Source organism: Streptomyces prunicolor NBRC 13075, from assembly GCF_000367365.1.
Classification (GTDB): Bacteria; Actinomycetota; Actinomycetes; order Streptomycetales; family Streptomycetaceae; genus Streptomyces; species Streptomyces prunicolor.
In genome coordinates this window covers 40,160-62,096 of the sequence record NZ_BARF01000128.1, presented here as the reverse complement: position 1 = coordinate 62,096, position 21,937 = coordinate 40,160, and the positions used below count along the sequence as shown (strand labels likewise).

The window sequence follows — 21,937 nt, the reverse complement described above, 5'->3', positions numbered from 1 at the left end:
GGGGAGCCGCACCATGCTCGCAGCCGTACTGCACGAGATAGGCCAGGACAAACTGGAGGTCCTCGACGACGTCGAGGCGACGGGCTTCGGGCCCGGCCGGGTCAGGATCCGGGTGCGCGCCACGGGGCTGTGCCACTCGGACCTGTCCGCGATGGCGGGAGTGCTGCCACAGCCCGCACCCTTCGTACCGGGACACGAGGGCGCGGGGGAGATCCTCGAAGTCGGCGAGGGCGTAAGCCACTTGAAGCCCGGTGACCGGGTCGTCGTGTGCTGGCTGCCGGCCTGCGGTGTGTGTCCCGCGTGCAAGCGCGGCCAGACCCAGCTGTGCCTGGCCGGTTTCATGAACGCGGGCACCCCCAACTTCAAGCGCCCCAGCGGCGACGTCTTCGGCTTCGCGGGTACTGGCACCTTCGCCGAGGAGGTCGTCGTCGACGCGGGCTGCGCCGTACCGATCCCCGACGACGTGCCCTTCGACATCGCCGCCCTCATCGGCTGCGGCGTCACCACCGGACTCGGCGCCGCCCTCAACACCGCTGACGTGGAAGCCGGTTCGTCGGTCGCCGTGATCGGCTGCGGAGGCGTCGGCATCTCCGCGATCCAGGGTGCCCGGCTCAAGGGCGCCGCCGAGATCGTCGCCGTCGACCCGGTCGCCTCCCGCCGCGAGGCCGCCCTCAAGTTCGGTGCCACCAGGGCGATTTCACCGGACGAGCTGCCCGACGCCAAGCAACAGGTCACCGGCGGCGAGGGGTTCGACTACGTCTTCGAGGTCGTCGGCCGCTCCGCCACCGCCCGCACCGCCTACGAGAACACCCGCCGCGGCGGCACCCTCGTCGTCGTCGGCGCGGGCGCCCTCGACGACTATCTCCAACTCAGCATGTTCGAGCTGTTCTTCGACGAGAAGCGCATCCTGCCCTCGATGTACGGCGGGGGAGACGTGCTGCGTTCCTACGAGCGCACGATCGCCCTGTGGCGGGCGGGCCGCGTCGACCTGGAGAGCCTGATCACCCACCGGGTGCCGCTGGCCGACATCAACGAGGCCCTCGACCAGATGCGCCAGGGGACGGCCCTGCGTACGTGCATCGAGATCTGAGGGTCTGGGGGATCCGAGCCGATCTGCGGGCGCCTCTTCCACCGAAAGGACTTTGATGACGCTGCCACTTGAGGGACTCGCCGCGATCGTCACCGGCGCCGGACGCGGCCTCGGCCGGGCCGAGGCGCTGGAACTCGGCCGGCTCGGCGCGGCTGTCGTCGTCAACGACTACGGACAGCCGGGCCGGGACGGTTCGGGGGAGGCGTCCGCCGGTCCCGCCGGAGAGGTCGCCGCCGAGATCCGCGCGGCGGGCGGACGCGCCACCGCCCACACCGGGGACGTCGCCGACTTCCAACAGGCCGCCGGACTGGTCGAGTTGGCGATCGCCGAGTTCGGCAGGCTCGACATCCTCGTCAACAACGCGGGCATCCTGCGCGACCGCATGGTCTTCTCCATGACGGAGGGCGAGTGGGACGCGGTGATCCGGGTCCACCTCAAGGGCCACTTCAACACGACCCACTTCGCGGCCCGGCACTGGCGCGAGCGCTCCAAGGCGACGGGCGCACCGGTGTACGGCCGGATCGTGAACACCTCGTCCGAGGCATATCTCGCGGGTTCGGCCGGACAGCCCAACTACGCTGCCGCCAAAGGCGGAATCGTCGGCCTGACCACCTCCACCGCCCTCGCCCTCGCCAAGTACGGCGTCACCGCGAACGCCATCTGCCCGCGCGCCCGCACCCGGATGACCGAGGACGTCTTCGCCGGTTTCCAGGAGCCCGAAGACGGCCTCGACCCCCTTGCACCCGAGCATGTCGCCCCGCTCGTCGGCTACTTGGCCTCACCCGCCGCCGAACGCATCAACGGACAGCTCCTCGTCGTCCACGGCGGCATGGTCGCGATCGTCGAACGCCCGCACGTCCAGGCCAAGTTCGACAGCAAGCAGGACGTCTTCAGCTACGACGAGCTGGACGCCGTACTCACTCCGCACTACGCGGAGCGACCGCCGGGGGAGACCTTCGCGGCGGCGGAGGTGCTGGGACTCAAACGGGAACCCGGCACGGGATGACAAACGGCCCTGCCCGTCCGGAGACGAGCGGGGCCGTGTCGTGCGAGATGGTGCAAGGCGATGGTGCAAGGCGCCTGACGTGTTGTCAGACGGCCGCGTACTTCGACTGCGTGGACTGCTCGGACGGCTTGCGGTGCCGGCCGTGGGCGGCGGCGTCGCCGTCCTGCGCCGAGACCGGGCCCCGGTGCTTGCCGTGACCGGAGGCCTCGTGTGTGTCGGCAGACATGGTCTGCGCGGTGTTCGTGTCGTTCATCGGAAACTTCACCCCGTAGCAACATGATCCTTCATACAGCCCGGCGATCTTATCCAGCCGTGCCCGGGGTGAAGCGAGACGGCCTGCCGTCCGGGACGAGTTCGTTACCGAGCCGCACCACTTTGTTACCCGACGGCCACCCGGCCTTTGAGTGGCGCTTCCCGCAAGGGCACCGGACGCGGTGCGACCGGCACCGGAGGATCCGGTTCCGAGGGCGGTGACGGCACCGGCGCGGCCTCCCCAGGCGCGCCCACCGTCCCGCCCCGAACCGGATCCCCCGGGCGTGTTTCCCCCGTAGCCCCCGTAGCCCCCGAACCCCCCGCAGCCACAGGGGCCCCCACCCCCGGGCTCCCCGCGTCCCCCGTTCCCCCCGCCCCCCTGGGCACCGCGAACCGCGCCACACCGCACGGCACTTCCCGTGTGGCGTACGGCAGTTGCAGCACCCCGCTCTCGGTCCACAGCCCGGCACCCGCCAACCAGCCCTCGGGCGCCGGGAGTTGGAGCAACTGCCGCTCCGCGGGCCGCCATACGGCGAACCAGGTGACGGCCGGGCCGTCGATGCGCAGCGCCACCCCGCAGTTCTCCGGCATCAGTACCTGCCCCGGCTGGATCGCGAACGGCGTCACCGTGCAGTCCGGCAGCCGCAGGCACTCCGGGAACCGCACCGGCAGCGTGGAGCCGATCACCCCCCAGCCCAGCCGTTGCTCCCGCCCCGGCGACGGCGCGTCCGAGCTGATGAGGAGCAGCCCGCTGTCGGGGTCGGCCGCGAGCAGCCGGTCGTCGCTGTCCGCGGCGATCTGCAGCAGCGGCGACACCTCCCCGTCCCGCTCCAGGTCGACCACGATCGCCTTGGTCCGCCCGCCGACCTCCCGGTCCAGGGCCAGCATCCGCCCCGCCCGGTCCAGCCAGACCCCGCCCGAACACCGCCCCGGGACCATCGCGAGATGCTCAGGACCGAACGCCCCGCCCGCCACCAGCCACACGGCGGTCGAGCGCCGGCCCACGGCGAGGGCGTACGCCTTCTCGCCCCCCGGCGCGGGCGGCAGCAGCCGCAGCCGGGTGTCCGGGTCCGGGCACTCGACCGCGCCGAGCGGCAGCTCACCGGTGCCCGGACCGGTCGGGTAGAGCAGCGAGAACGCGTGCCGCCCGTCCACCAGCCGCCGGATGAGCACCCGCCCGTCGCTCATCGGCTGGACCTCGGTGCCGGGCTCCTCGGGCTGGTTGCCGGGCAGCGGCACGGCGTACGGCTCGGGGCCGTCCAGCGTCCACCGCTCCGGGAACAGACAGTCGCCGGCCGGCGCGAGACGGGCGGCGTACGCCCCGTCCGCGGTGATCGCACACGCGGTGCCACCGTTCCGCGGGACCCCGGATGCGTCCCAGCATTCGTCCCCGCACTCGTCTCCGCGGTCGTCCCCGTCCTCGTCCGCCGCCGTGGGCTCGATCGCACAGGCCGTCATGGTTCGATCACCTCCGGCGACGAAACTAGTTTTCGCACGTACGGACGTGGGACCGATGAGCAGCCGCTTCACCAATAAGGGTGGCCAAGTAACGATTCGCCTGAGGAAACCGGGGCGGGTGTGCTGAACGGGGTCGTAGGCCCGCATACGGCTGCTTCAGCGGTTCAGCCCCTCAGCCCGGCCAGGTAGCCTTTCCCCGTGCCCCGTCAGTCCGTACCCCGCCTGTCCGAAGTCATCGCCGCGCTGGAGAACCTGTGGCCCGCCGAGCGGGCCGAGTCCTGGGACGCGGTCGGCACCGTCGTGGGCGACCCGGACCAGGACGTCACGCGCGTGCTGTTCGCCGTCGACCCGGTGCGGGACATCGTCGACGAGGCCGTGAAGCTGGGCGCCGACCTGCTGGTCACCCACCACCCCCTCTACCTGCGCGGTACGACCACGGTCGCGGCCTCCACCTTCAAGGGCCGCGTGGTGCACACCCTGATCAAGCACGACATCGCGCTGCACGTCGCCCACACCAACGCCGACCGCGCCGACCCGGGAGTCTCCGACGCCCTCGCCGGCGCGCTGGACCTCAGGGTCGTAGGACCGCTCGTACCGGACCCGACCGATCCGGAGGGCCGCAGGGGCCTGGGCCGGATCTGCGAGCTGGACCACCCCCTGACCGTCCGCGAGCTCGCGGCCCGCGCCGCCGAGCGCCTGCCCGCCACGGCGCAGGGCATCCGCGTCGCGGGCGACCCCGAGGCCCTGGTCCACCGGGTCGCGGTGAGCGGCGGCTCCGGCGACGGCCTCTTCGACGACGTGCGAGCGGCAGGCGTGGACGCCTTCCTGACCGCGGACCTCCGCCACCACCCGGTGTCCGAAGCACGCTCCCAAAACTCTCAGACCCCCCAAAACCCTCTCGCGCTGCTCGACGCGGCGCACTGGGCCACCGAGTGGCCCTGGTGCGAGCTGGCCGCAGCCCAGCTCGACGAGATCTCCGACCGCGAGGGGTGGGACCTCAGGGTCCACGTCTCCAAGACGGTCACCGACCCCTGGACCGCCCACGCGGCGTCCACCACCACACCTGACAAACCTGGAGCCCCCAACTGAACGCCGCGCCCGCCGACCAGATCCGACTTCTCGACGTCCAGGCCCTCGACGTACGCCTGTCGCAGCTCGCGCACAAGCGCAACTCCCTGCCCGAGCACGCCGAGATCGACTCGCTGACCAAGGACCTCACCCAGCTGCGCGACCTGCTCGTGGCCGTGCAGACCGAGGAGAGCGACTGCGCCCGCGAGCAGACCAAGGCCGAGCAGGACGTGGACCAGGTGCGCCAGCGCGCCACCCGCGACCAGCAGCGCCTCGACTCCGGTGCCGTCACCTCGCCCAAGGACCTGGAGAACCTCCAGCGCGAGATCGTCTCCCTCGCCAAGCGCCAGGGCGACCTGGAGGACATCGTCCTGGAGGTCATGGAGCGCCGTGAGTCCGCGCAGGAGCGCACCGCCGAACTGACCGAGCGGGTCGGTTCCGTGCAGGGCAGGATCGACGACGCGACCGCCCGCCGTGACGCCGCCTACGAGACCCTCGACGCCGACGAGGCCACGGCCGAGAAGGAGCGCGAGGTCGTCTCGGCCACCATCCCCGCGGACCTCCTCAAGCTCTACGACAAGCTCCGCCAGCAGCAGGGCGGCATCGGCGCGGCCAAGCTGTACCAGCGCACCTGCCAGGGCTGCCGCCAGGAGCTCGCCATCACCGACTTCAACGAGGTCCGGGCGGCGGCCCCCGACACGGTGGTCCGCTGCGAGAACTGCCGCCGCATCCTGGTGCGCACGTCCGACTCCGGCCTGTAAGGAGCTTGCGCCGTGCGGGAGTTCATCGTCGAGGCGGACGGCGGTTCCCGGGGAAACCCGGGTCCCGCGGGCTACGGCAGCGTGGTCATCGACGCGACGACGGGAGAGACGCTGGCGGAGGCGGCCGAGTACATCGGCGTCGCCACGAACAACGTCGCCGAGTACCGGGGCTTGTTGGCGGGCCTCCGCACGGCCCACGCCCTGGATCCCTCGGCCTCTGTCCACGTCCGCATGGACTCCAAGCTGGTCGTGGAACAGATGTCGGGCCGCTGGAAGATCAAACACCCCGACATGAAGCCCCTGGCGGCAGCGGCGGCCACCGTCTTCCCGCCGGACCAGGTGACGTACGAGTGGATCCCCAGAGCCCAGAACAAACACGCGGACCGCTTGGCCAACGAGGCGATGGACGCGGGGAAGCGGGGCGAGCAGTGGTCTGCGTCAGAGTCGACGGCGGAACTTCGCAGCACAGGCGCGGCTGAGGCTTTTCAGGGGCGCGGGCGCGCCCAGCTTTCCAACACAGGCCCAGGCGAGACACCTAAGGGGCGCGGGGCTGTATCGATCAGCGGCTCCGCCGCGGGGCGCGACCAGCCCCCACCGGCCGCCACTGTGACCACGACCGAAAAGTCCTCCGCCGACACCCGCGCCGCCCGCAACGTAGCGACCCCCACCCCAGGTTGGGCCCCCGCAGACATGGGCGCCCCCGCAACCTTCGTCCTCCTACGCCACGGCGAAACCCCCCTCACCCCCCAGAAGCGTTTCTCAGGCAGCGGCGGCACCAACCCCTCCCTCTCACCCGTAGGCCAGGACCAAGCCACCCGAGCAGCAACCGCGTTGGCAACCCGAGGCACGATCCAACACATCATCGCCTCCCCCCTCACCCGCACGAGAGAAACCGCCGCAGCCGTAGCAGACCGCCTGGGCCTGCCCGTGACGATCGAAGAGGGCCTGCGAGAAACGGACTTCGGCGCCTGGGAAGGCCTCACCTTCGGCGAGGTCAGAGAGCGCTACCCCGAAGACCTGGCCACCTGGTTGGCCGACCCCACTGCCCAACCCACAGGCGGAGGCGAGAGTTTCGCGGACACGGCAACCCGAATCGCCGCCACCCGAGACAAGCTGACGGCGACCTACGCGGGCCGCACAGTCCTCCTCGTCACCCACGTCACCCCGATCAAGACGTTCGTCCAACTCGCCCTGGGCGCCCCACCGGAGTCCCTGTTCCGCATGGAACTCTCGGCCGCCTCGATCTCGGCCGTGGCGTACTACGCCGACGGCAACGCGAGCGTACGACTCTTCAACGACACGTCCCACCTACGCTAACGACACGTCCCACCTACGCCGAGCGCAGCCCCGCCGCCTCCCGGGCCAGCACCTCGACCCGCCCCCAGTCACGCGCGGCCACCGCATCCGCCGGAATCATCCAACTCCCGCCCACACAGCCCACGTTGGGCAACGCCAGGTATTCCGGCGCGGAGTTGACCCCTATCCCCCCGGTAGGACAGAACCGCGCCTGCGGCAACGGCCCCGCCAGCGCCCTGAGATACGCCGTACCGCCCGAGGCCTGAGCCGGGAAGAACTTCATCTCCCGCACCCCGCGCTCCAACAGCGCGACCACCTCCGACGTGGTCGACACCCCCGGCAGGAACGGCACCCCGGACCCCTGCATGGCCTCCAGCAACAACTCGGTCCACCCAGGACTCACAAGAAACTGAGCCCCCGCCCCCACGCACTCCTTCACCTGCCCGGGCGTCAGCACGGTCCCCGCCCCGACCACGGCCCCCGGCACCTCGCCCGCGATGGCCCGCAAGGCATCGAGCGCGACCGGCGTCCGCAAGGTCACCTCGATCGCCGGCAACCCACCCGCCACCAGCGCCCGCGCGAGCGGCACCGCATCGGCGACGTCCTCGATGACGACGACGGGCAGCACGGGAGCAAGATCGAGCAGGCCGGAGGAAGGCCACGGCGAGGAAGGCATGCCCTCATCCTGCCGAGCCGATGCAGTGCGCGCAAAGCCCATTGCGCACACTGCAACGCGTGCGCTCGAAAACCCTCAGCGTCCCTCGAAAACGTCCCTCGAAAACCCTTAGTGGATCTCGTCCACCAGCACATCCAGTGCCCAGGCCCGCCCCGCCTGCGAGGGCGCCTCCGCCTCCACCTCGTACCCCAACTCCCGCAACGCCTCCACCAGCTCACCCGGCGTCCCCGGCACCCCCGCCGAGGTCAACAGACTCCGCACGATCCGCCCCTTGGTCGCCTTGTTGAAGTGGCTGACGACCTTCCGCGTCGGCGCATGCAGCACCCGTACGGTCGCCGTCCGCCCCGCGACCTCCCCCTTCGGCTTCCACGCCCCCGCATACGCCGACGACCGCAGATCCAGCACCAGCCCGTCCCCGGCAACCTCCGGCATTGCAGCCGCCATCGGCCCCCGCCAGTGCGCCCCCAGCGCGCCGAGCCCGGGCAGCCGTACCCCCATCGAGCAGCGGTACGACGGAATCCGGTCCGTCACCCGCACCGCGCCCCACAACCCGGAGAACACGAGCAGCGAGCGCGCTGCCCGCTTCTTCGCGGCGGGTTCGAGCGAGGCCAGGTCGAGGGCGTCGTAGAGGACACCCGTGTAGATCTCCCCGGCGGGCCGCGCGCCCGCCGTCCGCAGGTCGATGTTCTTCGCGATCTCGCCGCGCAGTCCCTCGCTCAGCCCGAGGATCTCGCGTGCCTTGTCCTCGTCGGCGGCGCACAGGTCGACGAGTTCGTCGAGTACGGCGGCGCGGGCGTCGGCGAGGCCCGGGAGGGAGAGCGATTCCGGCTTGAGGGGGGCACCGCGGCCGGAGGAGGCCTTGCCTTCGGAGGGCGGCAGCAGGACGAGCACGGCGGGTTTCTCCTTAGGGGACTTCTGGAGGGAACTTCTGGAGGGGACTTCGGGGCGGAACTTCTGGCTTACGTGGGGGCCTGCGCCAGCGTAAAGGGTGCGGGCCTGCGGATTGTGCCTACGCTCGTGTCATGCCCAGCCGCCGTATCCGGGTGACCGGCGCCCCCGAAGCCCCGCTCCGCGCCGCCCTCGCCGCACTCCGTACCGAACTCGGCGTACCCGAGACCTTCCCGCCGGAGGTGCTCGCGGAGGCGGAACGCGCGGCGAAGTCCCCGGTGCCGCCCGCCGAGGACGCGACCGACATCCCCTTCTTCACCATCGACCCGCCGACATCCATGGACCTGGACCAGGCGATGCACCTGTCCCGTAGGAGGACCGGGCGGACCGGGGGGACCGGTTTCCGGGTCCGGTACGCCATCGCCGACGTCGCCGCCTTCGTGGTCCCCGGCGGCGCGCTGGACGCGGAGGCCCACCGCCGCGTCACCACCCTGTACTTCCCCGACGAGAAGACCCCGCTGCACCCGCCCCTGCTGAGCGAGGGCGCCGCGAGTCTGCTGCCGGACGTGACCCGGCCGGCGGTGCTGTGGACCATCGACCTGGACGCGGACGGCCGTACGTCCGCCGTCGACGTCCGCCGCGCCCTCGTCCGCAGCCGGGCCAAACTCGACTACGCGACCGCGCAGCGGCAGATCGACGCGGGCACCGCCGAGGAGCCGCTCGCCCTGCTGAAGGACATCGGGGAGGCACGCGAACGCCTGGAGGTCGAGCGCGGCGGCATCTCCCTCAACGTGCCCGAGCAGGAGATCGTCGAGCGCGACCACACCTACCAACTTGCCTACCGCGCCCCGCTCCCCGCCGACGGCTGGAACGCCCAGATCTCCCTCCTCACCGGCATGGCCGCCGCCGACCTGATGCTCACGCACGGCACCGGCGTCCTGCGCACCCTGCCCACCGCTCCCGACGGCGCGGTCGGCCGCCTCCACCGCACCGCACACGCGCTGCACATCGACTGGCCGCACCACATGGCGTACGCCGAACTCATCCGCTCCCTCGACCCGCACCTCCCGCACCACGCGGCCTTCCTCCAGGAGTGCACGACCCTGCTGCGCGGCGCCGGCTACACGGTCTTCCGCGACGGCAACCTCCCCGCCATCACCACCCACGCGGCGGTGGCCGCCCCCTACACCCACTGCACGGCACCCCTACGGCGCCTGGTCGACCGCTACGCCGCCGAGCTCTGCCTCGCTCCCGGCAGCCCACCCGCCTGGGTCCTGGCCGGCCTCGACGCCCTCCCCAAACAGATGGCCGACGGCACCCGCCTCGCGGGCACCGTCGAGCGCGAGTGCGTCGACATCGTCGAGGCGGCCCTGCTGAAGGACCGCGTCGGCGACTTCTTCGACGGCTGTGTGGTGGACGTCGACGAACGCCAACCCACCGTGGGGAAGGTGCAGTTGGACACCCCGGCCGTCGTGGCCCGCCTCGAAGGCGGCACGACTCCGCTGCCGTTGGGGGAACGCCTGCGCGTCCGCCTCACCCAGGCGGACCCGGGCACGTCGAAGGTACGCTTCGCCCCCGCCTGACCGCCCGCAGCTGGGCCTGAAGGGTCGCTACGACGAGTTCGGCGTCGTCGGCGTGGAAGTGGACGGCGTGCACCTCTCGTTGTCGGCCGAGAAGCGTGAAGTGGGTTACCGGCTCGGCGAGTTGGAGGGTGATGGAGGTGCGGAAGCCGACGGGGAGATCGAGTTCGCCGTCGGACCGGCGCCGGGCCACCCGCAACTCCCGCTCGGCGGAGGCGATATGACCCAGCGGGACGATCACGTCGGCGCGGGCGGCCCGCCGGAGCCGTAGCGCAAAGGTGTCCTGGTCCAGCAGGTGCGGGCGGGCGACGGAGGACGCGTGCAGGGCGGCGACGGACGCGACCGCGAACAGGCCCAGGACCGGCACCACTTGGTCGAGCGGTGGCCAGTCCCGCAGCAGCACCGACATGGTGAGCGTCTCCAGCACGCACGCGAGCGCCGACCCGGCCACCAGGGCCCGTCGCCCCCGCGCATACCCGAACACCCGCCCGCCGCCCGCCCAGTTGGTCCTCATGGGGATCAGTACAGATGCTGACGTCGCGGCAGGGTCAAGCGCCAAGCGGCGCGCCGAACCACAGTCGCAGTGCCTCCGTCGGGTCGTCCTCGGTGCCGTCCACGTCGGCCGCCCATGCCGTGATCCCGTCCGGACGCACCAACAGCCCGGCCAGTTCCGGGTGTTGGGGGCAGGTGGTGGTCAGGACGTCCACCAGACCCTCGTAACCGGCCGCGCGCGCCCGGAGTTTGGGGTCGTCGGAGAGGTCGAGGAGGAGGGCGTGGCCGGTGTGGAGGTGGTCGGCGAGGTGGGTGCCGTCGGCGAGTTCGAGGTCGGGGGCGCTGCGGCCGGTCAGCGGGTGGTCGCCGGGGAGGTCGTAGCGCTGCCAGACACCGGAGATCCGCTTGACGAAATACGTGGTGCCGTCGACCGTCCCGGTGAGGTCGGTGACCACCTCACGCAGGGCGCGGGAGTGCGGCTCGGGGCGCATCACCGCGATCTGGGCGCGGGTCCAGTCCAGCACCCAGGCGCCGATCGGATGCCGTTCCGCCGTGTAGGTGTCCAGGAGTTCCACCGGCGCCCGGCCGTTCACCACGAGGGCGAGCTTCCAGCCGAGGTTCATCGCGTCCCCGGCACCGAGGTTGAGGCCCTGCCCGCCGAACGGCGAGTGCACATGCGCCGCGTCGCCCGCGAGCAGCACCCGGCCCGAGCGATAGGTCTCCGTCTGGCGGCAGTTGTCGGTGAACCGGGTCGAGGAGTGGACCTTGTGGACGGTGACGTCGACGCCGGTCACCCGGCGCACGCTGGCCTGCAACTCCTCGGCGGTGACGGCGGATTCACGGTCGGCGGGCGGCCCGTCGAACTCGACGGTGAGGATCCGTCCCGGCAGCGGACCGAACGCGTACGTCCCCACGTCGGTGGTGTTCCAGCCGCCGCGCAGGGGCTCGGTGCCGGTCATGTCGGCGAGCGCCTGGTAGCCGGTGATCTCCGGTGGGGTGCCCGGGAAGTCGAACCCGGCGAGCTTGCGCACGAGGCTGCGCCCGCCGTCGCAGCCGACCAGCCAACCGGCGCGGACGGTCCCCGGCGCGGAGCCGTCCGTAGGGCTCAGGCGGACCGTCACGCCCTCCTCGTCGGTGTCGAAGCCGGTCAACTCGACCTGCCTGCGCACCTCGACGCCGAGTCCGTCGGCGTGCCGGCCCAGCAGCCGCTCCAGCGGGGCCTGCGGGACGAGCCCGACGCGCTCGACCGGACCGAGCTCCGCGAAGGCGGGGTCCGAGTCGTCGAGCAGATCGGCCCGCAGCATGATCCCGGAGAAGTGCCCGGCGAACCGCGGCGGCGGCACGGGATCGGCATCTCCGTCGCCGTCGCCGTGACCGGGACCGCCCTGGGTCCGCATGAACTCCTTGAAGCGGCTCATCGCCTCCTCGTGCACCTCGGCCAGCGCGGGCAGCAGTCCTCGGCGGTAGAGGGCGACGGCGGTGGTCGAGTTGATGCCGCCCGCCTTGATCGTCTCGTTCACCTCGGCCAGCCGCTCCACGACCAGCACGCGTGCTCCGCCGAGTTTCAGCTCGGTCGCCAGCAGCAGTCCCACGGGACCGGCTCCGGCGACCACGACGTCGTAGCGCGTGTCGGTGGTCGTGTCAGCGGTCGCCTCAGAGGTCGTGTCGGTGTCGGTGTTCGTGTCAGTGTCCATGGCTTGAGTGTAGTCACTAAAAAATTATGTTCGCTACACTATTCCCATGAGTGAGAGCACGAGTGGCAGTGACGGCGCGGTCGAGCTGTCCCTGAGGGAGCGCAAGAAGCGGGCGACCCGGCAGCGGATCTCGAACGTCGCCACCGGCCTGTTCAAGGCGCGGGGCTTCGACCAGGTGTCGGTCGCGGAGGTCGCGCGCGCCGCCGAGGTGTCGACGATGACCGTCTTCAACTACTTCCCGCGCAAGGAGGACCTGTTCCTCGACCGCATCCCGGAGGCGGTCGAGGTGCTCAGCGGGGCGGTACGCCACCGTGCCCCGGGCGAGACCCCGCTCGCCGCGCTGCGCCGCCTCTCGCTCGAACTCCGCGACCAGCACCACCCGTTGGCCGGTCCCAACGACGCCTTCCCGGACTTCTGGCAGGTCGTGATCGACTCGCCGGCCCTGCGCGCCCGGGCCCGCGAAGGCCTGGAGGAGATCGAGAACGCCCTGTCCGACGCCCTTGCCGAGACCGCCCCGGACCTCCCTGACCCCGCCCTGGCCGCGGCCCTGATCGTCGCCGCGTACCGATCGGTGTACGGCACCACCGCGCGCCGCCTGCTCGCGGGCGAACGCGGGGAAGAGCCGGCCGAGGACCACCAGGTACGGATGGCCGCGGCCTTCGACACACTGGAGCGGGCGCTCACCCCGGCATGACACGCGGCCCCGGCGCGTTGCACCCTGTGGAGGAGAGGGGGTGCGGCCGGTGAGCGCACGTGAGCAGGCACTGTGGACGAGGGCGAGACTGGGCCGCTGCGGCCCGCCCCTCGACCTCCTGACCGCCCGTTTCGACCGGCACGTCTACGCCCCGCACGCCCACGAGGAGTTCACGATCGGCGTCTGCGTCGGCGGCTCGGAGGTCATCGACTACCGCGGCGGCCGCATCCGCACGCACCCGGGCTCCATCGTCGTACTCGCCCCCGGCGAAATGCACACGGGCGGCCCCGGCACCACCACCGAGGGCTACGCCTACCGCGCCCTCTACGCCGACCCGGCCCTCCTCACCGACGGCATCCTCGGCGCCGCCCTCCCACACTTCCGCGAACCTCTCCTCGACGACGCCGAACTGGCCGTAGCCCTGCGCACGGCGCACACCCAACTCAGCGTCTGCCCGGACCCGTTGGAGGTGGAGTCCCGCCTTCCTTGGCTCCTCACGGCCCTGGCCCGCCGCCACTCCACATCGAGCCCGGCACCGGACGAGATCCCGGGCGCGGCCTGGGTGGCGCACGCGGTACGGGACCGCCTGGCGGACGAACTACTGACCCCACCATCGCTTTCATCCCTGGCGGCGGACTTCGACCTGTCCCGCTACCAGCTCCTCCGAGCCTTCCGTACGACGATGGGGATACCGCCGTACGCCTGGCTCGCCCAGTACCGGGTGACCCGGGCCCGCGGTCTGCTGGAGGCGGGCGGGCGACCCGCCGAGGTGGCGGCGCAGGTGGGCTTCGCGGACCAGGCGCACCTGACGCGGTGGTTCAGGCGGGTGCTGGGGGTGACACCGGCGGCGTACCGCAACAGCGTTCAAGACCGCGGGCGCTGACCGGTCCGACACTCGCCGTATGACTGCACGCGGCTGGTTCCTGTTCTCCCTGATGGGAGTGGTGTGGGGCATCCCCTACCTGATGATCAAGGTGGCGGTGGACGCCCCGCTGTCCCCGTCCACGGTCGTCTTCACCCGCTGCGCCGTGGGCGCCGTACTCCTGCTGCCCTTCGCGCTACGACAAGGCGGCCTCGCCGGCACACTCCGGACGCACTGGCGCCCGATGCTGGCCTTCGCGTGCATAGAGATCATCGTCCCGTGGTTCACGCTGACGGACGCGGAACGGCACCTGTCCAGCTCTACGGCGGGCCTGCTGATCGCGGGCGTCCCGATAGTCGGCGTGCTGATGGCGCGCTTCTTCGGCGAGACGGAGCGATTGGGCGCCCGGCGTGTGGCCGGCCTGACGCTGGGCCTGGCCGGGGTCACGGTCCTCACGGTCCCGCATCTGACGGGCGGCGACGCGCGCTCGCTGGCGGAGGTGCTGCTGACGGTGCTCGGCTACGCGACGGCGCCGCTGATAGCGGCCCGCTACCTGAAGGACGTCCCGACACTCCAACTGACCGCCCCGTGCCTGGCGTTGGCGGCGATCGTCTACGCCCCGGCAGCGGCGCTGACCTGGCCGTCCTCGGTCCCGTCGCCCCAGGTCCTGACGTCCCTCGCCGGTCTGGGGGTGATCTGCACGGCGGTGGCGTTCGTGGCCTTCCTGGAGCTGATCAAGGAGGTCGGCCCGACCCGTTCGACGGTGATCACGTACGTCAACCCGGCGGTCGCGGTGGCGGCGGGCGCGCTGTTCCTGGGGGAGAGCCTGACGGTGGGCATCGTGGTGGCGTTCACGCTGATCCTGGCGGGGTCGGTGCTGGCGACGGCGGGAGGAGGCGGGGGCGGATCGGGGCCGCTGGACCCGGGGGGACCGGCCGTCGGTCGGCGGGGTCGCGCCCGCCCGGTAGCATGGTCGACACGGCAGACGAGCCGGGCGGACGGCCGCGTGGAGTGCCCCTAGGGGGACTTCCCGAGGAACGTCCGGGCTCCACAGGGCAGGGTGATGGCTAACGGCCACCCGGGGTGACCCGCGGGACAGTGCCACAGAAAACAGACCGCCGGAGATCTCGATCTTCGGTAAGGGTGAAACGGTGGTGTAAGAGACCACCAGCGCCTGAGGTGACTCAGGCGGCTAGGTAAACCCCACCCGGAGCAAGGTCAAAAGGAGCGCCGCCGTGAAAAGCGCGCTCTGCGCGGACGTTCGAGGGCTGCCCGCCCGAGTCCGCGGGTAGACCGCACGAGGCCGGTGGCAACACCGGTCCTAGATGGATGGCCGTCGCCGGGGGGATCGTGAGGTCCTCCCGGACACAGAACCCGGCGTACGGCCCGGCTCGTCTGCCGCCAAGGACCTCTGACCAGGGAAAGTACTGGTCAGGGGCCCTTTTCATAGATCCAGGGGTTTGGTCGGACCCCGGTCCGTACGGGTTCAAACGGGATCGCACGGCTACGTAGGTAGCCACGTAGGTAGCCATGAAAACTGGGGCCAGAGCCGGGCGGCGGCGCGGCCGGACCTGGCACAAACGGCTTCTGCCCTGGGGCGTCCGAGTGGTTCCGCCACGATGCCTGAGGATGTGGCGCAGCCGCTTCTGGCTCGTGCCTCGACCGGGTGGCACTCATCCTCAGCAGTCCGGCTCTGCCGCCTGAGAACCTCGACCCGACGAAGTTGGCGCAGAAACGCTCCATGCCAGCCTGTCGGGCGCCGAGCATCGCGCCTGCCGACCGGGAGATGGCTGTGTCACCCCGTGGTTGTGACGAGTTCGTCCAGCATCTGCTCTGACAGGCTGTTGTCGCCGAGGAAGCTCTTTACCGAGGCGTCCTCGTTGCGCTGAGGGTCCAGGGTCGACCAGTTCAGGTCGTAGCTCGCGTCGGTGCTGAGCTGGGTCAGGAACGCCCGCTGGGTGCGGCCGTTGCCCTCGCGGAACGGGTGGAGGACGTTCAAGTCGCCGTACAGCGCGGCAAGTCGGATGACGAATTCCCGCCGGGGGAGATCCCGTAGGTGACCGGACGAGGCGAGACGGCCGAAGATCTCTCCGGCGTAGGACGCCAAGTTCTTGCCGGGCAGAACGGTGTGCGCTTGGCGATGTTCACGGTGCGTAACTCGCCTGCCCACGGATAGATGTCACCGAAGATCGCGGCATGGAAAGCTTGGAAATGGCCGAGGTCGTACGCGCCGGGTAGGGGGCGTTCGGCGAGCATGACCAGGCGCGCCCGGGTGATGTCCGCCTCCGCTGCCGCGAGCAGTTGATGGTCGGTGATGCCGAGCTTGTTGCGCAGCACGCCGTTGGGTATGGCGTACGGATCGTTCACCCTGCCCGCCGCTCCGAAGTCTGTCGGTGGCGGGCGATCGCGCGGGCGACAAGGGTGTCCGCGTCGAGGTCGCCCTTCACGTACGCCTCGGTGTCGCGATCGGAGGCCTGGGAAGCCTGGAGCCCCTCGGCTTCGATGGAGCCGGTGGCCGAGGCGACGGCTGCACGTCGTGCCGCTCGGCCGCTCAGCGCTTCGAAGGCCTCGACGGACAGGAGGACGCCCTGGGGCTTGCGGTGGGCGCCGATCAGGACCGGGTCGGCATCCGCGCCGGACTCCGACAGGTCAGTCAGGATCCGCGACAGCCTCGCGCGCGCATCGCTGACGGTCACGACCTCAGGGATCTCCATGCTGTCACCGTACCCATATAGAGGCTTGATTCTGTACAGATTCTAGTACGGATTCCGGTGAATGTCCCGTCCCGGGCGGGTTCGCCGTCCTGGAAGCGGAGCTGGACAACGGGCCGGTGGCGCCACAGGGGCCGGAACGAACCGAACCGAGACCGCGAGGTTCGCCGATGTCGGCGGGGTTGAACGGGACCACCGGTACACCACGCCGGTGAGTTCGGTGATCACCATGTCGGCGGTGATGTCGTCCGCCTCGGTGGCCACCAGAACTGGCCTCTCCGAGAACGACGAAGCCCCCGTCCGGACCGCTCCGGCGTGGGGCGCCTCCTTACGTAGCCATCAAGGTAGCCACGGAAACGCCCTCGCTGCACGTTTGTGCAGGTCATAGCGCCGCGGTGATTCTCCCCGGCGTACGGCCCGGCTCGTCTGTCGGCAGGGCTCTGACCTGGACTTGTGGTCCGGGTCGGGGCCACTTTCCGTGTCTGGGGGCTCCCCGCTTCTACCTGGGAGTTCCTGCGGAAGGGAAGCAGACGCTTCGACCTCGACGTGTGGATCTGGCCCCCGTGCGCGGTGGGACGGCATCCTGCCCACCCGCACGATCCTCATGGAGTGGCCCGCCGGCCACGGCTCCCGCGAACTCAAACACGGCCTCGGTCTGGACCACTTCGAGGGTCGCCGGTGCTGGAAGTCGTCCCAGGCGGCCGGGTCGAAGTTGACGTCCCTCACTCGTCACCGGCCAGTCCCTGGAACTCCTCCAGGGACTGGGTGACCCTTGTCTGGCCCGCACGGTCGCGGGCTACGGCTTCCATGAGGCGGCGGGCGTTGGCCGGTGAGCGCAGGAGGTAGACGGTCTCCTGCCAGGCGTCGTAATCCTCTGCCGGCATGAGGATGGCGTCGCCGTTCATGGAGTGAATCCGTACCTCTTGGAGAGGTGGACTCCGGGTCGGTGTGCACGTGATGTGCGCGGCCTCTGGTCCCGCGGAACGTCCGCACAGCTCAGAGGGTGCTTCCTCGGGTATCGAAGCCATCCCCGGTGTACAGCCCGACTCGGCCCGTCCCATGGCGGGCACATCAGTCGGAAGACATGGACCAGAAGACATGAACTGGTGTGTTGGAGAAGGGAGTTGAGTCGTAGGATGTGCCGCCAATGATCCCCGCCCCGGTTGAAGGACGCACACGACTCATGAGCGATCCCGTGCCGGTGCCCGAATCGGCGGAGCAGCAGAAGATCGACACGTCGGTGCCGCACTCTGCCCGTATCTGGAACTACTGGCTCGGCGGCAAGGACAACTACCCCGTCGACGAGGCGGCCGGTGACGCGTACACCGAGGTGTTTCCCGGGATCGTCACCATCGCTCGCTCCAGCCGTGGCTTCCTGCGGCGGAACATCGCGTATCTCGTTTCCGAGGTGGGCATCCGGCAGTTCCTGGACGTCGGTACCGGCCTTCCGACCGCGCAGAACACCCATCAGGTCGCCCAGGGGCTCGCTCCCGAGGCGCGGATCGTCTACGTCGACAACGATCCGATGGTGCTCGCGCACGCCCGCGCCCTGCTGTACTCCACCGCGGAGGGTGCGACCGCCTACGTCGACGCCGATGTGACGGACCCGGACCGCATTCTCGAAGTCGCCGCCAGGACACTGGACTTCGGTCGTCCTACCGCGCTCATCCTCAGCAACATCCTGGGTCACGTCGCCGACCACGATCAGGCCCGCTCCATCGTCACCCGGCTGATGGAAGCCCTGCCCTCGGGCAGTTACCTCTCCGTCAACGACGGGTCGCGCGGCATCGACCCCGTCTTCGAGCAGGCCCAGGACGCCTACAACACCAGCGGCGCCGTTCCGTACAACCTGCGCGCCATTGATGAGATCACCGCGTTCTTCGACGGCCTGGAGCTTGTCGAGCCCGGTGTCGTCTCGGTGACCCAGTGGCGTCCGGAGCCCGGTTCGGGCGTCCCGGAGGTCATCGCCGAGCACGGTGGACTTGCGCGTAAGCCGTGACGACCGCGTGAGCCGTGACGACCGCGTAGCCGTAACGGCAGGACAGGAAGAACCGCAGCGGCGCACAACCTTCCGGAAGGCCGCCGGTCTGAAAGGACACACACCTACGCGAGCTACCGGGGGTAGTCATGCGACGGATAGGTACTGCACTGGCCGCGACAATGCTGGCGGGCGGCGGCCTGCTGGCCGGCACGGTTCCGGCGGTGGCCGCGCCGGCGGCCGTGGACTGTGCCGTGACGTGGGGAAGCCTGGACAAGACCGGTGACGCCGTCGCCTCCAGGCGACTGACCGACGTGCGGACCGGACAGCACGAGTGCTTCGACCGCCTGGTCTTCGACGCCCAGGGCACGACGGCCGACCCGATCGGTTACACGGTCCGCTACGTCGACGTACTGCATCAGGACCCGAGCGACATCGTGGTTCCGATCAAGGGCGGAGCCATTCTGGAGATCTCGCTGTTCTCCTCGCGCTACGACCCGGCGACCGGACAGCCCTACCCGCCGCTTCCGTCCGTCGACGTCACCGGGTACCGGACCTTCCGGGAGTTCAAGGTCACCGGCGGCTCCGAGGGATACACCCAGGCCGGACTGGGCGTCCGTGCCCGGCTGCCGTTCCAGGTCTTCCAGACGGCCAACCATCTCGTGGTCGACGTGGCTCACACCTGGTGACCCCGGAGGGGTCGACTCGTTTGCCGCTCCTCGTGTCCAACTGCCCGCCGCCGCACGCCCCTTGAGGCGTACGGCGGCCGTGGCATCGGCTGCGCGTCAGCAGGTAGGTACGTCCAGCCAAGCCGCGCCCTTGATGTAGATGTTGGTCAGCCAGGAACCGTCCGTCAGTTTGGACCAGGCGTCGTTGGTGTAGCCCTCGGCCGTGACCTCCTGGGCGTGTGCCTGGCAGACGACGTTGACCGTGGTGGGCTGGGCGAAGTAGTCGACCACGCCGGCGTTGACGTTCGGCTGGCTGTGGGTGCGGACGCCGGTGCCCCAGGTCTGGAAGGGCTTGCTGCCTCCCGAGGGCGGCGGGGTGCTGCTGCCGCCGCAGTCCGGGATGCCGGGCAGCGAGGCCGGGCCCTTGATGTAGATGTTGGTCAGCCAGGAACCGTCGGCCAGCTTGGACCAGATGTCGTTGGTGTAGCCCTCGGCGGTGACCGTCTCGGCGTGCTGCTGGCACTGGACGGAGACCTGGGTCGGACCGGCGAAGGTGTCCACCACGGCACCGCGCACACTCGGCGTGGAGCGGGTGCGCACCCCCGTGCCCCAGGTCTCGAAGACCGTACCGCCGTTCGCGGGTGGGGGAGTTGGCGTGCCCGAGCCGTTGATCCGGATCGCGCCCGCGTAGTCGCCGCCGGTACGGACGGGGGCGACCCGGATGTGGGTGCCCGACTCGTACGCCTCGACCATCTGCCCGTTGCCCAGGTACATGGCGACGTGGTGGATGTGCCCGCTGCCCCAGAACATCAGGTCGCCCGGCAGCAGCGGGGCGGAGCCCTGCGAAGCGGCGAAGCGGGCCGAGGCCTGCGAGCTGTGGAACTGGTCGTCCGCCGTGCCGTTGAGCAGGTCCCGGCCGGTGGCCTGGTAGTAGGCGTAGCGCGTCAGGCCGGAGCAGTCGAAGCCCTTGCGCTCGTTGTCGTGGAGGCTGTCGGGGTCCGAGCCGTCGTAGTAGCCGTAGCTGGCGCCCGGCGTGGCCGCGTGGCCGCCGCCCCAGCTGTACCAGACGCCGATCTGCGAACAGGCGGCGTTCACCGCGGCCTGCGCGGTGGCCGAGGCGCCCGGTGCCAGGACACCGCAGGTGGCGGCCTGCGCGGCGGCGTGGGCCGGGGCGGAGACGAACGCGGACAGGGCGAGGACCGAGGCCCCCAGGAGCGCGCCGCTGGTCCGGCGGCGCGTGCTGCTGGTGTTCAAGGAAGTCTTCCTTCGTCGGGACGACGTCACCGGACGGGCCGGGGACGGCAGTTGGGGACGGCGGTGGGGGGACGTGCGTGCCGCTCCCCACCCCCGTGGGGGAGCGGCACGTGGGTGGGGCTAGTCGCCGAGCGCGTCGCGCATCTTGGCCAGGCCGCGCATCCGGTTGCGCTGGACCGTGCCGCGGTGGGCGCCGAGGCGTTCGCCCGCGGTGTCGTGGCTGAGGCCCTCCAGGTCCACGAGGATCACCGCCGCGGCCTCCTTCTCGGAGAGCATGGCCAGCAGCGCCAGCGTGGTCTGGGACGCCTCGTAGGAGGCCAGCCCGCCGTCCCAGCCCGATTCGGGCAGCCGGTCGGTGGACTGCTCGCGCCGGGAGGGGTGCTGCCACGCGTCGCGCAGCAGGTTCAGGGCGACGGTGCAGGTGTAGGCGTACGGGTGCTGCTGCCGCGTCAGGTTCTGGGCGCGGGCGCGTCGGGAGAGCCGTAGGTAGGTCTCCTGGAGCAGGTCGTCGGCGTCGTGCGGGTTGCCGGTCAGGGCCAGCAGTCGGCGGCGCAGGCGTGGCATGTCGGCGGCGAAGGACGCGTCGAAGTCCTTCGGACTCATCCGGTCGCCGTCCTCGCGCTGCGGTGGCGGGACGGCGCAGGTTCTGGTCTCCATGCTGTTTCCCCCTCGGTCGTGAACTCGGTCGTGAACTCGGCCCGGCCGTGAACTCGGTCGTGAACTCGGCCGTACGGTGCGGTCGTTGGGTGTCCCGGTCGGCGGCTGGTCAGGCCGTCGAGCCGGGTAGGCCGGGTGAGCCGGGTGGGGTGGCGGGGCCGTAGCGGGCGGCCGGTGCCCGGCGCAGCAGCGCCCAGTACCGATCGCCGTACGACCAGTGCCACCATTCGGTCGGGTAGTTGACGAAGCCGGTCGCGTCGAGGGCCCAGCTCATGAGGGCCCGGTTGGCACGTGCCTCGGCGCTGATATTGGGTGCTTCGGTGCGGCAGGCGCCCTCGCTCTCCTCGGGGGTCGCGTTGACCTCCGTGCCCAGCGGCAGTTCCCGGCCGTCCTGGTCGCACAGCGTCAGGTCGATGGCCCCGCCGCTGACGTGCGGTGCGACTTCCGGCGGGGAGATGTACGCGCTCGCCAGTTCGCGGATGCGTTCCGGCGACGCGTCCGGGTGGGCCCGGCGCATGGTCTGCGCGTACTCCTCGAAGTACCGGCGCTGCAGAGCGGGCGGCCGGTACCCCTCCACCACCAGGAACCGGACCCCGGCCGGCAGCAGCCGCTGGGCTCGCACCAGCCGCCGTAGCGCACCGGTCCTGAGGTGGGCGTAGTTGCCGTCGTCGTCGGCCTGCCGGTGGTCGATCCACAGGTTGCCCGTGCCGCGCAGGTCGACCAGGGCTTCCCCGCAGTCGTCCTCCGCGACGGCGGCGACCCGGGCGTCCGAGAGCGTGATGATCTCTGTCACGTGCATCAGCATCGCGGACCCCGCTGCAACTGCTCTGCAAGTTGCCTGTAGGTGGCCCA

23 protein-coding genes, 1 other RNA gene and 1 pseudogene are annotated in these 21,937 nt (G+C 70.8%); 12 read left to right on the top strand and 13 right to left on the bottom strand.

Going from position 1 to position 21,937, the window contains the following annotated elements:
- The first annotated feature begins 13 nt into the window (after positions 1-13).
- Complete coding sequence (locus SPR02S_RS48855; protein WP_019064374.1) at positions 14-1,090, top strand: Zn-dependent alcohol dehydrogenase; 1,077 nt, start codon at positions 14-16, stop codon at positions 1,088-1,090.
- A gap of 55 nt (positions 1,091-1,145) precedes the next feature.
- A complete protein-coding gene (locus tag SPR02S_RS48850; protein WP_019064373.1) occupies positions 1,146-2,096 on the top strand; it encodes a 3-oxoacyl-ACP reductase in 951 nt (316 codons plus the stop codon).
- A gap of 85 nt (positions 2,097-2,181) precedes the next feature.
- Here the strand turns inward: SPR02S_RS48850 and SPR02S_RS58155 are convergent, their stop codons facing one another.
- Complete coding sequence (locus SPR02S_RS58155) at positions 2,182-2,349, bottom strand: hypothetical protein (RefSeq protein WP_020684291.1); 168 nt, start codon at positions 2,347-2,349, stop codon at positions 2,182-2,184.
- A 125-nt stretch (positions 2,350-2,474) separates the two neighbouring features.
- The gene (locus tag SPR02S_RS48840) at positions 2,475-3,806 is read right to left on the bottom strand and encodes a hypothetical protein (RefSeq protein ID WP_019064371.1); all 1,332 of its coding nucleotides are present in this window, start codon (positions 3,804-3,806) and stop codon (positions 2,475-2,477) included.
- A gap of 198 nt (positions 3,807-4,004) precedes the next feature.
- On the opposite strand from SPR02S_RS48840, the gene SPR02S_RS48835 reads away from it, so the two are divergent.
- From SPR02S_RS48835 to SPR02S_RS48825, 3 genes are read left to right on the top strand one after another with little or no spacing between them, the layout of a single operon-like run.
- Entirely contained in the window at positions 4,005-4,895 is an 891-nt protein-coding gene (locus SPR02S_RS48835; RefSeq protein ID WP_019064370.1) for a Nif3-like dinuclear metal center hexameric protein, read from the top strand.
- Positions 4,892-5,635: a zinc ribbon domain-containing protein gene (locus SPR02S_RS48830; RefSeq protein ID WP_078623235.1), complete on the top strand. Its 744-nt coding sequence runs from the start codon at positions 4,892-4,894 to the stop codon at positions 5,633-5,635. Before SPR02S_RS48835 ends, SPR02S_RS48830 begins: the two co-directional genes overlap by 4 nt.
- 12 nt (positions 5,636-5,647) lie before the next feature.
- Positions 5,648-6,952, top strand: a complete 1,305-nt coding sequence (locus SPR02S_RS48825; protein ID WP_019064368.1) for a bifunctional RNase H/acid phosphatase — start codon at positions 5,648-5,650, stop codon at positions 6,950-6,952.
- A gap of 13 nt (positions 6,953-6,965) precedes the next feature.
- Here the strand turns inward: SPR02S_RS48825 and SPR02S_RS48820 are convergent, their stop codons facing one another.
- Together SPR02S_RS48820 and yaaA are read right to left on the bottom strand one after the other, a co-directional pair.
- A complete protein-coding gene (locus tag SPR02S_RS48820) occupies positions 6,966-7,607 on the bottom strand; it encodes a bifunctional 4-hydroxy-2-oxoglutarate aldolase/2-dehydro-3-deoxy-phosphogluconate aldolase (RefSeq protein WP_019064367.1) in 642 nt (213 codons plus the stop codon).
- Between the two features lie 108 nt (positions 7,608-7,715).
- On the bottom strand, positions 7,716-8,498 hold the full coding sequence (yaaA, locus tag SPR02S_RS48815) for a peroxide stress protein YaaA (RefSeq protein ID WP_019064366.1): 783 nt from the start codon (positions 8,496-8,498) through the stop codon (positions 7,716-7,718).
- 131 nt (positions 8,499-8,629) lie between these two features.
- Here yaaA and SPR02S_RS48810 point away from each other — a divergent pair, with 131 nt between their 5' ends.
- The gene (locus SPR02S_RS48810; RefSeq protein WP_019064365.1) at positions 8,630-10,078 is read left to right on the top strand and encodes an RNB domain-containing ribonuclease; all 1,449 of its coding nucleotides are present in this window, start codon (positions 8,630-8,632) and stop codon (positions 10,076-10,078) included.
- Here the strand turns inward: SPR02S_RS48810 and SPR02S_RS58150 are convergent.
- Together SPR02S_RS58150 and SPR02S_RS48800 are read right to left on the bottom strand one after the other, a co-directional pair.
- Positions 10,029-10,589 (bottom strand): hypothetical protein, encoded by a 561-nt coding sequence (locus SPR02S_RS58150; protein ID WP_019064364.1) that lies wholly within the window; start codon positions 10,587-10,589, stop codon positions 10,029-10,031. The two genes, SPR02S_RS48810 and SPR02S_RS58150, sit on opposite strands and share 50 nt — an antisense overlap.
- A 34-nt stretch (positions 10,590-10,623) precedes the next feature.
- Positions 10,624-12,261 (bottom strand): FAD-dependent monooxygenase, encoded by a 1,638-nt coding sequence (locus SPR02S_RS48800; protein ID WP_019064363.1) that lies wholly within the window; start codon positions 12,259-12,261, stop codon positions 10,624-10,626.
- A gap of 46 nt (positions 12,262-12,307) precedes the next feature.
- On the opposite strand from SPR02S_RS48800, the gene SPR02S_RS48795 reads away from it, so the two are divergent.
- The 4 genes and pseudogenes from SPR02S_RS48795 to rnpB all read left to right on the top strand — a co-directional run bounded on the left by SPR02S_RS48795 (position 12,308) and on the right by rnpB (position 15,215).
- Positions 12,308-12,955 (top strand): TetR/AcrR family transcriptional regulator, encoded by a 648-nt coding sequence (locus tag SPR02S_RS48795; RefSeq protein ID WP_019064362.1) that lies wholly within the window; start codon positions 12,308-12,310, stop codon positions 12,953-12,955.
- Between the two features lie 49 nt (positions 12,956-13,004).
- The gene (locus tag SPR02S_RS48790; protein ID WP_043259032.1) at positions 13,005-13,838 is read left to right on the top strand and encodes a helix-turn-helix domain-containing protein; all 834 of its coding nucleotides are present in this window, start codon (positions 13,005-13,007) and stop codon (positions 13,836-13,838) included.
- A 19-nt stretch (positions 13,839-13,857) separates the two neighbouring features.
- Positions 13,858-14,640: pseudogene (locus SPR02S_RS66380) on the top strand (DMT family transporter); the annotation flags it as partial.
- Between the two features lie 163 nt (positions 14,641-14,803).
- Positions 14,804-15,215, top strand: an RNA gene (gene rnpB, locus SPR02S_RS59375) — RNase P RNA component class A.
- Positions 15,216-15,612: 397 nt separating this feature from the next.
- Here the strand turns inward: rnpB and SPR02S_RS65425 are convergent.
- From SPR02S_RS65425 to SPR02S_RS66375, 4 genes are all read right to left on the bottom strand, one after another.
- Positions 15,613-15,924 (bottom strand): Fic family protein, encoded by a 312-nt coding sequence (locus tag SPR02S_RS65425; RefSeq protein WP_245607760.1) that lies wholly within the window; start codon positions 15,922-15,924, stop codon positions 15,613-15,615.
- A complete protein-coding gene (locus SPR02S_RS58145) occupies positions 15,813-16,184 on the bottom strand; it encodes a Fic/DOC family protein (protein ID WP_245607761.1) in 372 nt (123 codons plus the stop codon). Before SPR02S_RS58145 ends, SPR02S_RS65425 begins: the two co-directional genes overlap by 112 nt.
- The gene (locus tag SPR02S_RS48775) at positions 16,181-16,531 is read right to left on the bottom strand and encodes an antitoxin VbhA family protein (RefSeq protein ID WP_019064358.1); all 351 of its coding nucleotides are present in this window, start codon (positions 16,529-16,531) and stop codon (positions 16,181-16,183) included. Before SPR02S_RS48775 ends, SPR02S_RS58145 begins: the two co-directional genes overlap by 4 nt.
- A 719-nt stretch (positions 16,532-17,250) precedes the next feature.
- Positions 17,251-17,556: a type II toxin-antitoxin system Phd/YefM family antitoxin gene (locus SPR02S_RS66375; protein WP_078623234.1), complete on the bottom strand. Its 306-nt coding sequence runs from the start codon at positions 17,554-17,556 to the stop codon at positions 17,251-17,253.
- Positions 17,557-17,711: 155 nt separating this feature from the next.
- On the opposite strand from SPR02S_RS66375, the gene SPR02S_RS48765 reads away from it, so the two are divergent.
- Both SPR02S_RS48765 and SPR02S_RS48760 read left to right on the top strand, forming a co-directional pair.
- The gene (locus tag SPR02S_RS48765) at positions 17,712-18,527 is read left to right on the top strand and encodes an SAM-dependent methyltransferase (protein WP_019064356.1); all 816 of its coding nucleotides are present in this window, start codon (positions 17,712-17,714) and stop codon (positions 18,525-18,527) included.
- Between the two features lie 128 nt (positions 18,528-18,655).
- Positions 18,656-19,195, top strand: coding sequence for an AMIN-like domain-containing (lipo)protein (locus tag SPR02S_RS48760; RefSeq protein ID WP_373283442.1), 540 nt, complete (start codon positions 18,656-18,658; stop codon positions 19,193-19,195).
- Positions 19,196-19,291: 96 nt separating this feature from the next.
- Here SPR02S_RS48760 and SPR02S_RS48755 read toward each other — a convergent pair whose 3' ends face one another.
- The 3 genes from SPR02S_RS48755 to SPR02S_RS48745 all read right to left on the bottom strand — a co-directional run bounded on the left by SPR02S_RS48755 (position 19,292) and on the right by SPR02S_RS48745 (position 21,878).
- A complete protein-coding gene (locus SPR02S_RS48755; protein WP_019064354.1) occupies positions 19,292-20,428 on the bottom strand; it encodes a C40 family peptidase in 1,137 nt (378 codons plus the stop codon).
- A 120-nt stretch (positions 20,429-20,548) separates the two neighbouring features.
- Entirely contained in the window at positions 20,549-21,085 is a 537-nt protein-coding gene (locus SPR02S_RS48750) for an RNA polymerase sigma factor (RefSeq protein WP_019064353.1), read from the bottom strand.
- 109 nt (positions 21,086-21,194) lie between these two features.
- A complete protein-coding gene (locus tag SPR02S_RS48745) occupies positions 21,195-21,878 on the bottom strand; it encodes a M15 family metallopeptidase (RefSeq protein WP_026151588.1) in 684 nt (227 codons plus the stop codon).
- Positions 21,879-21,937 lie beyond the last annotated feature (59 nt).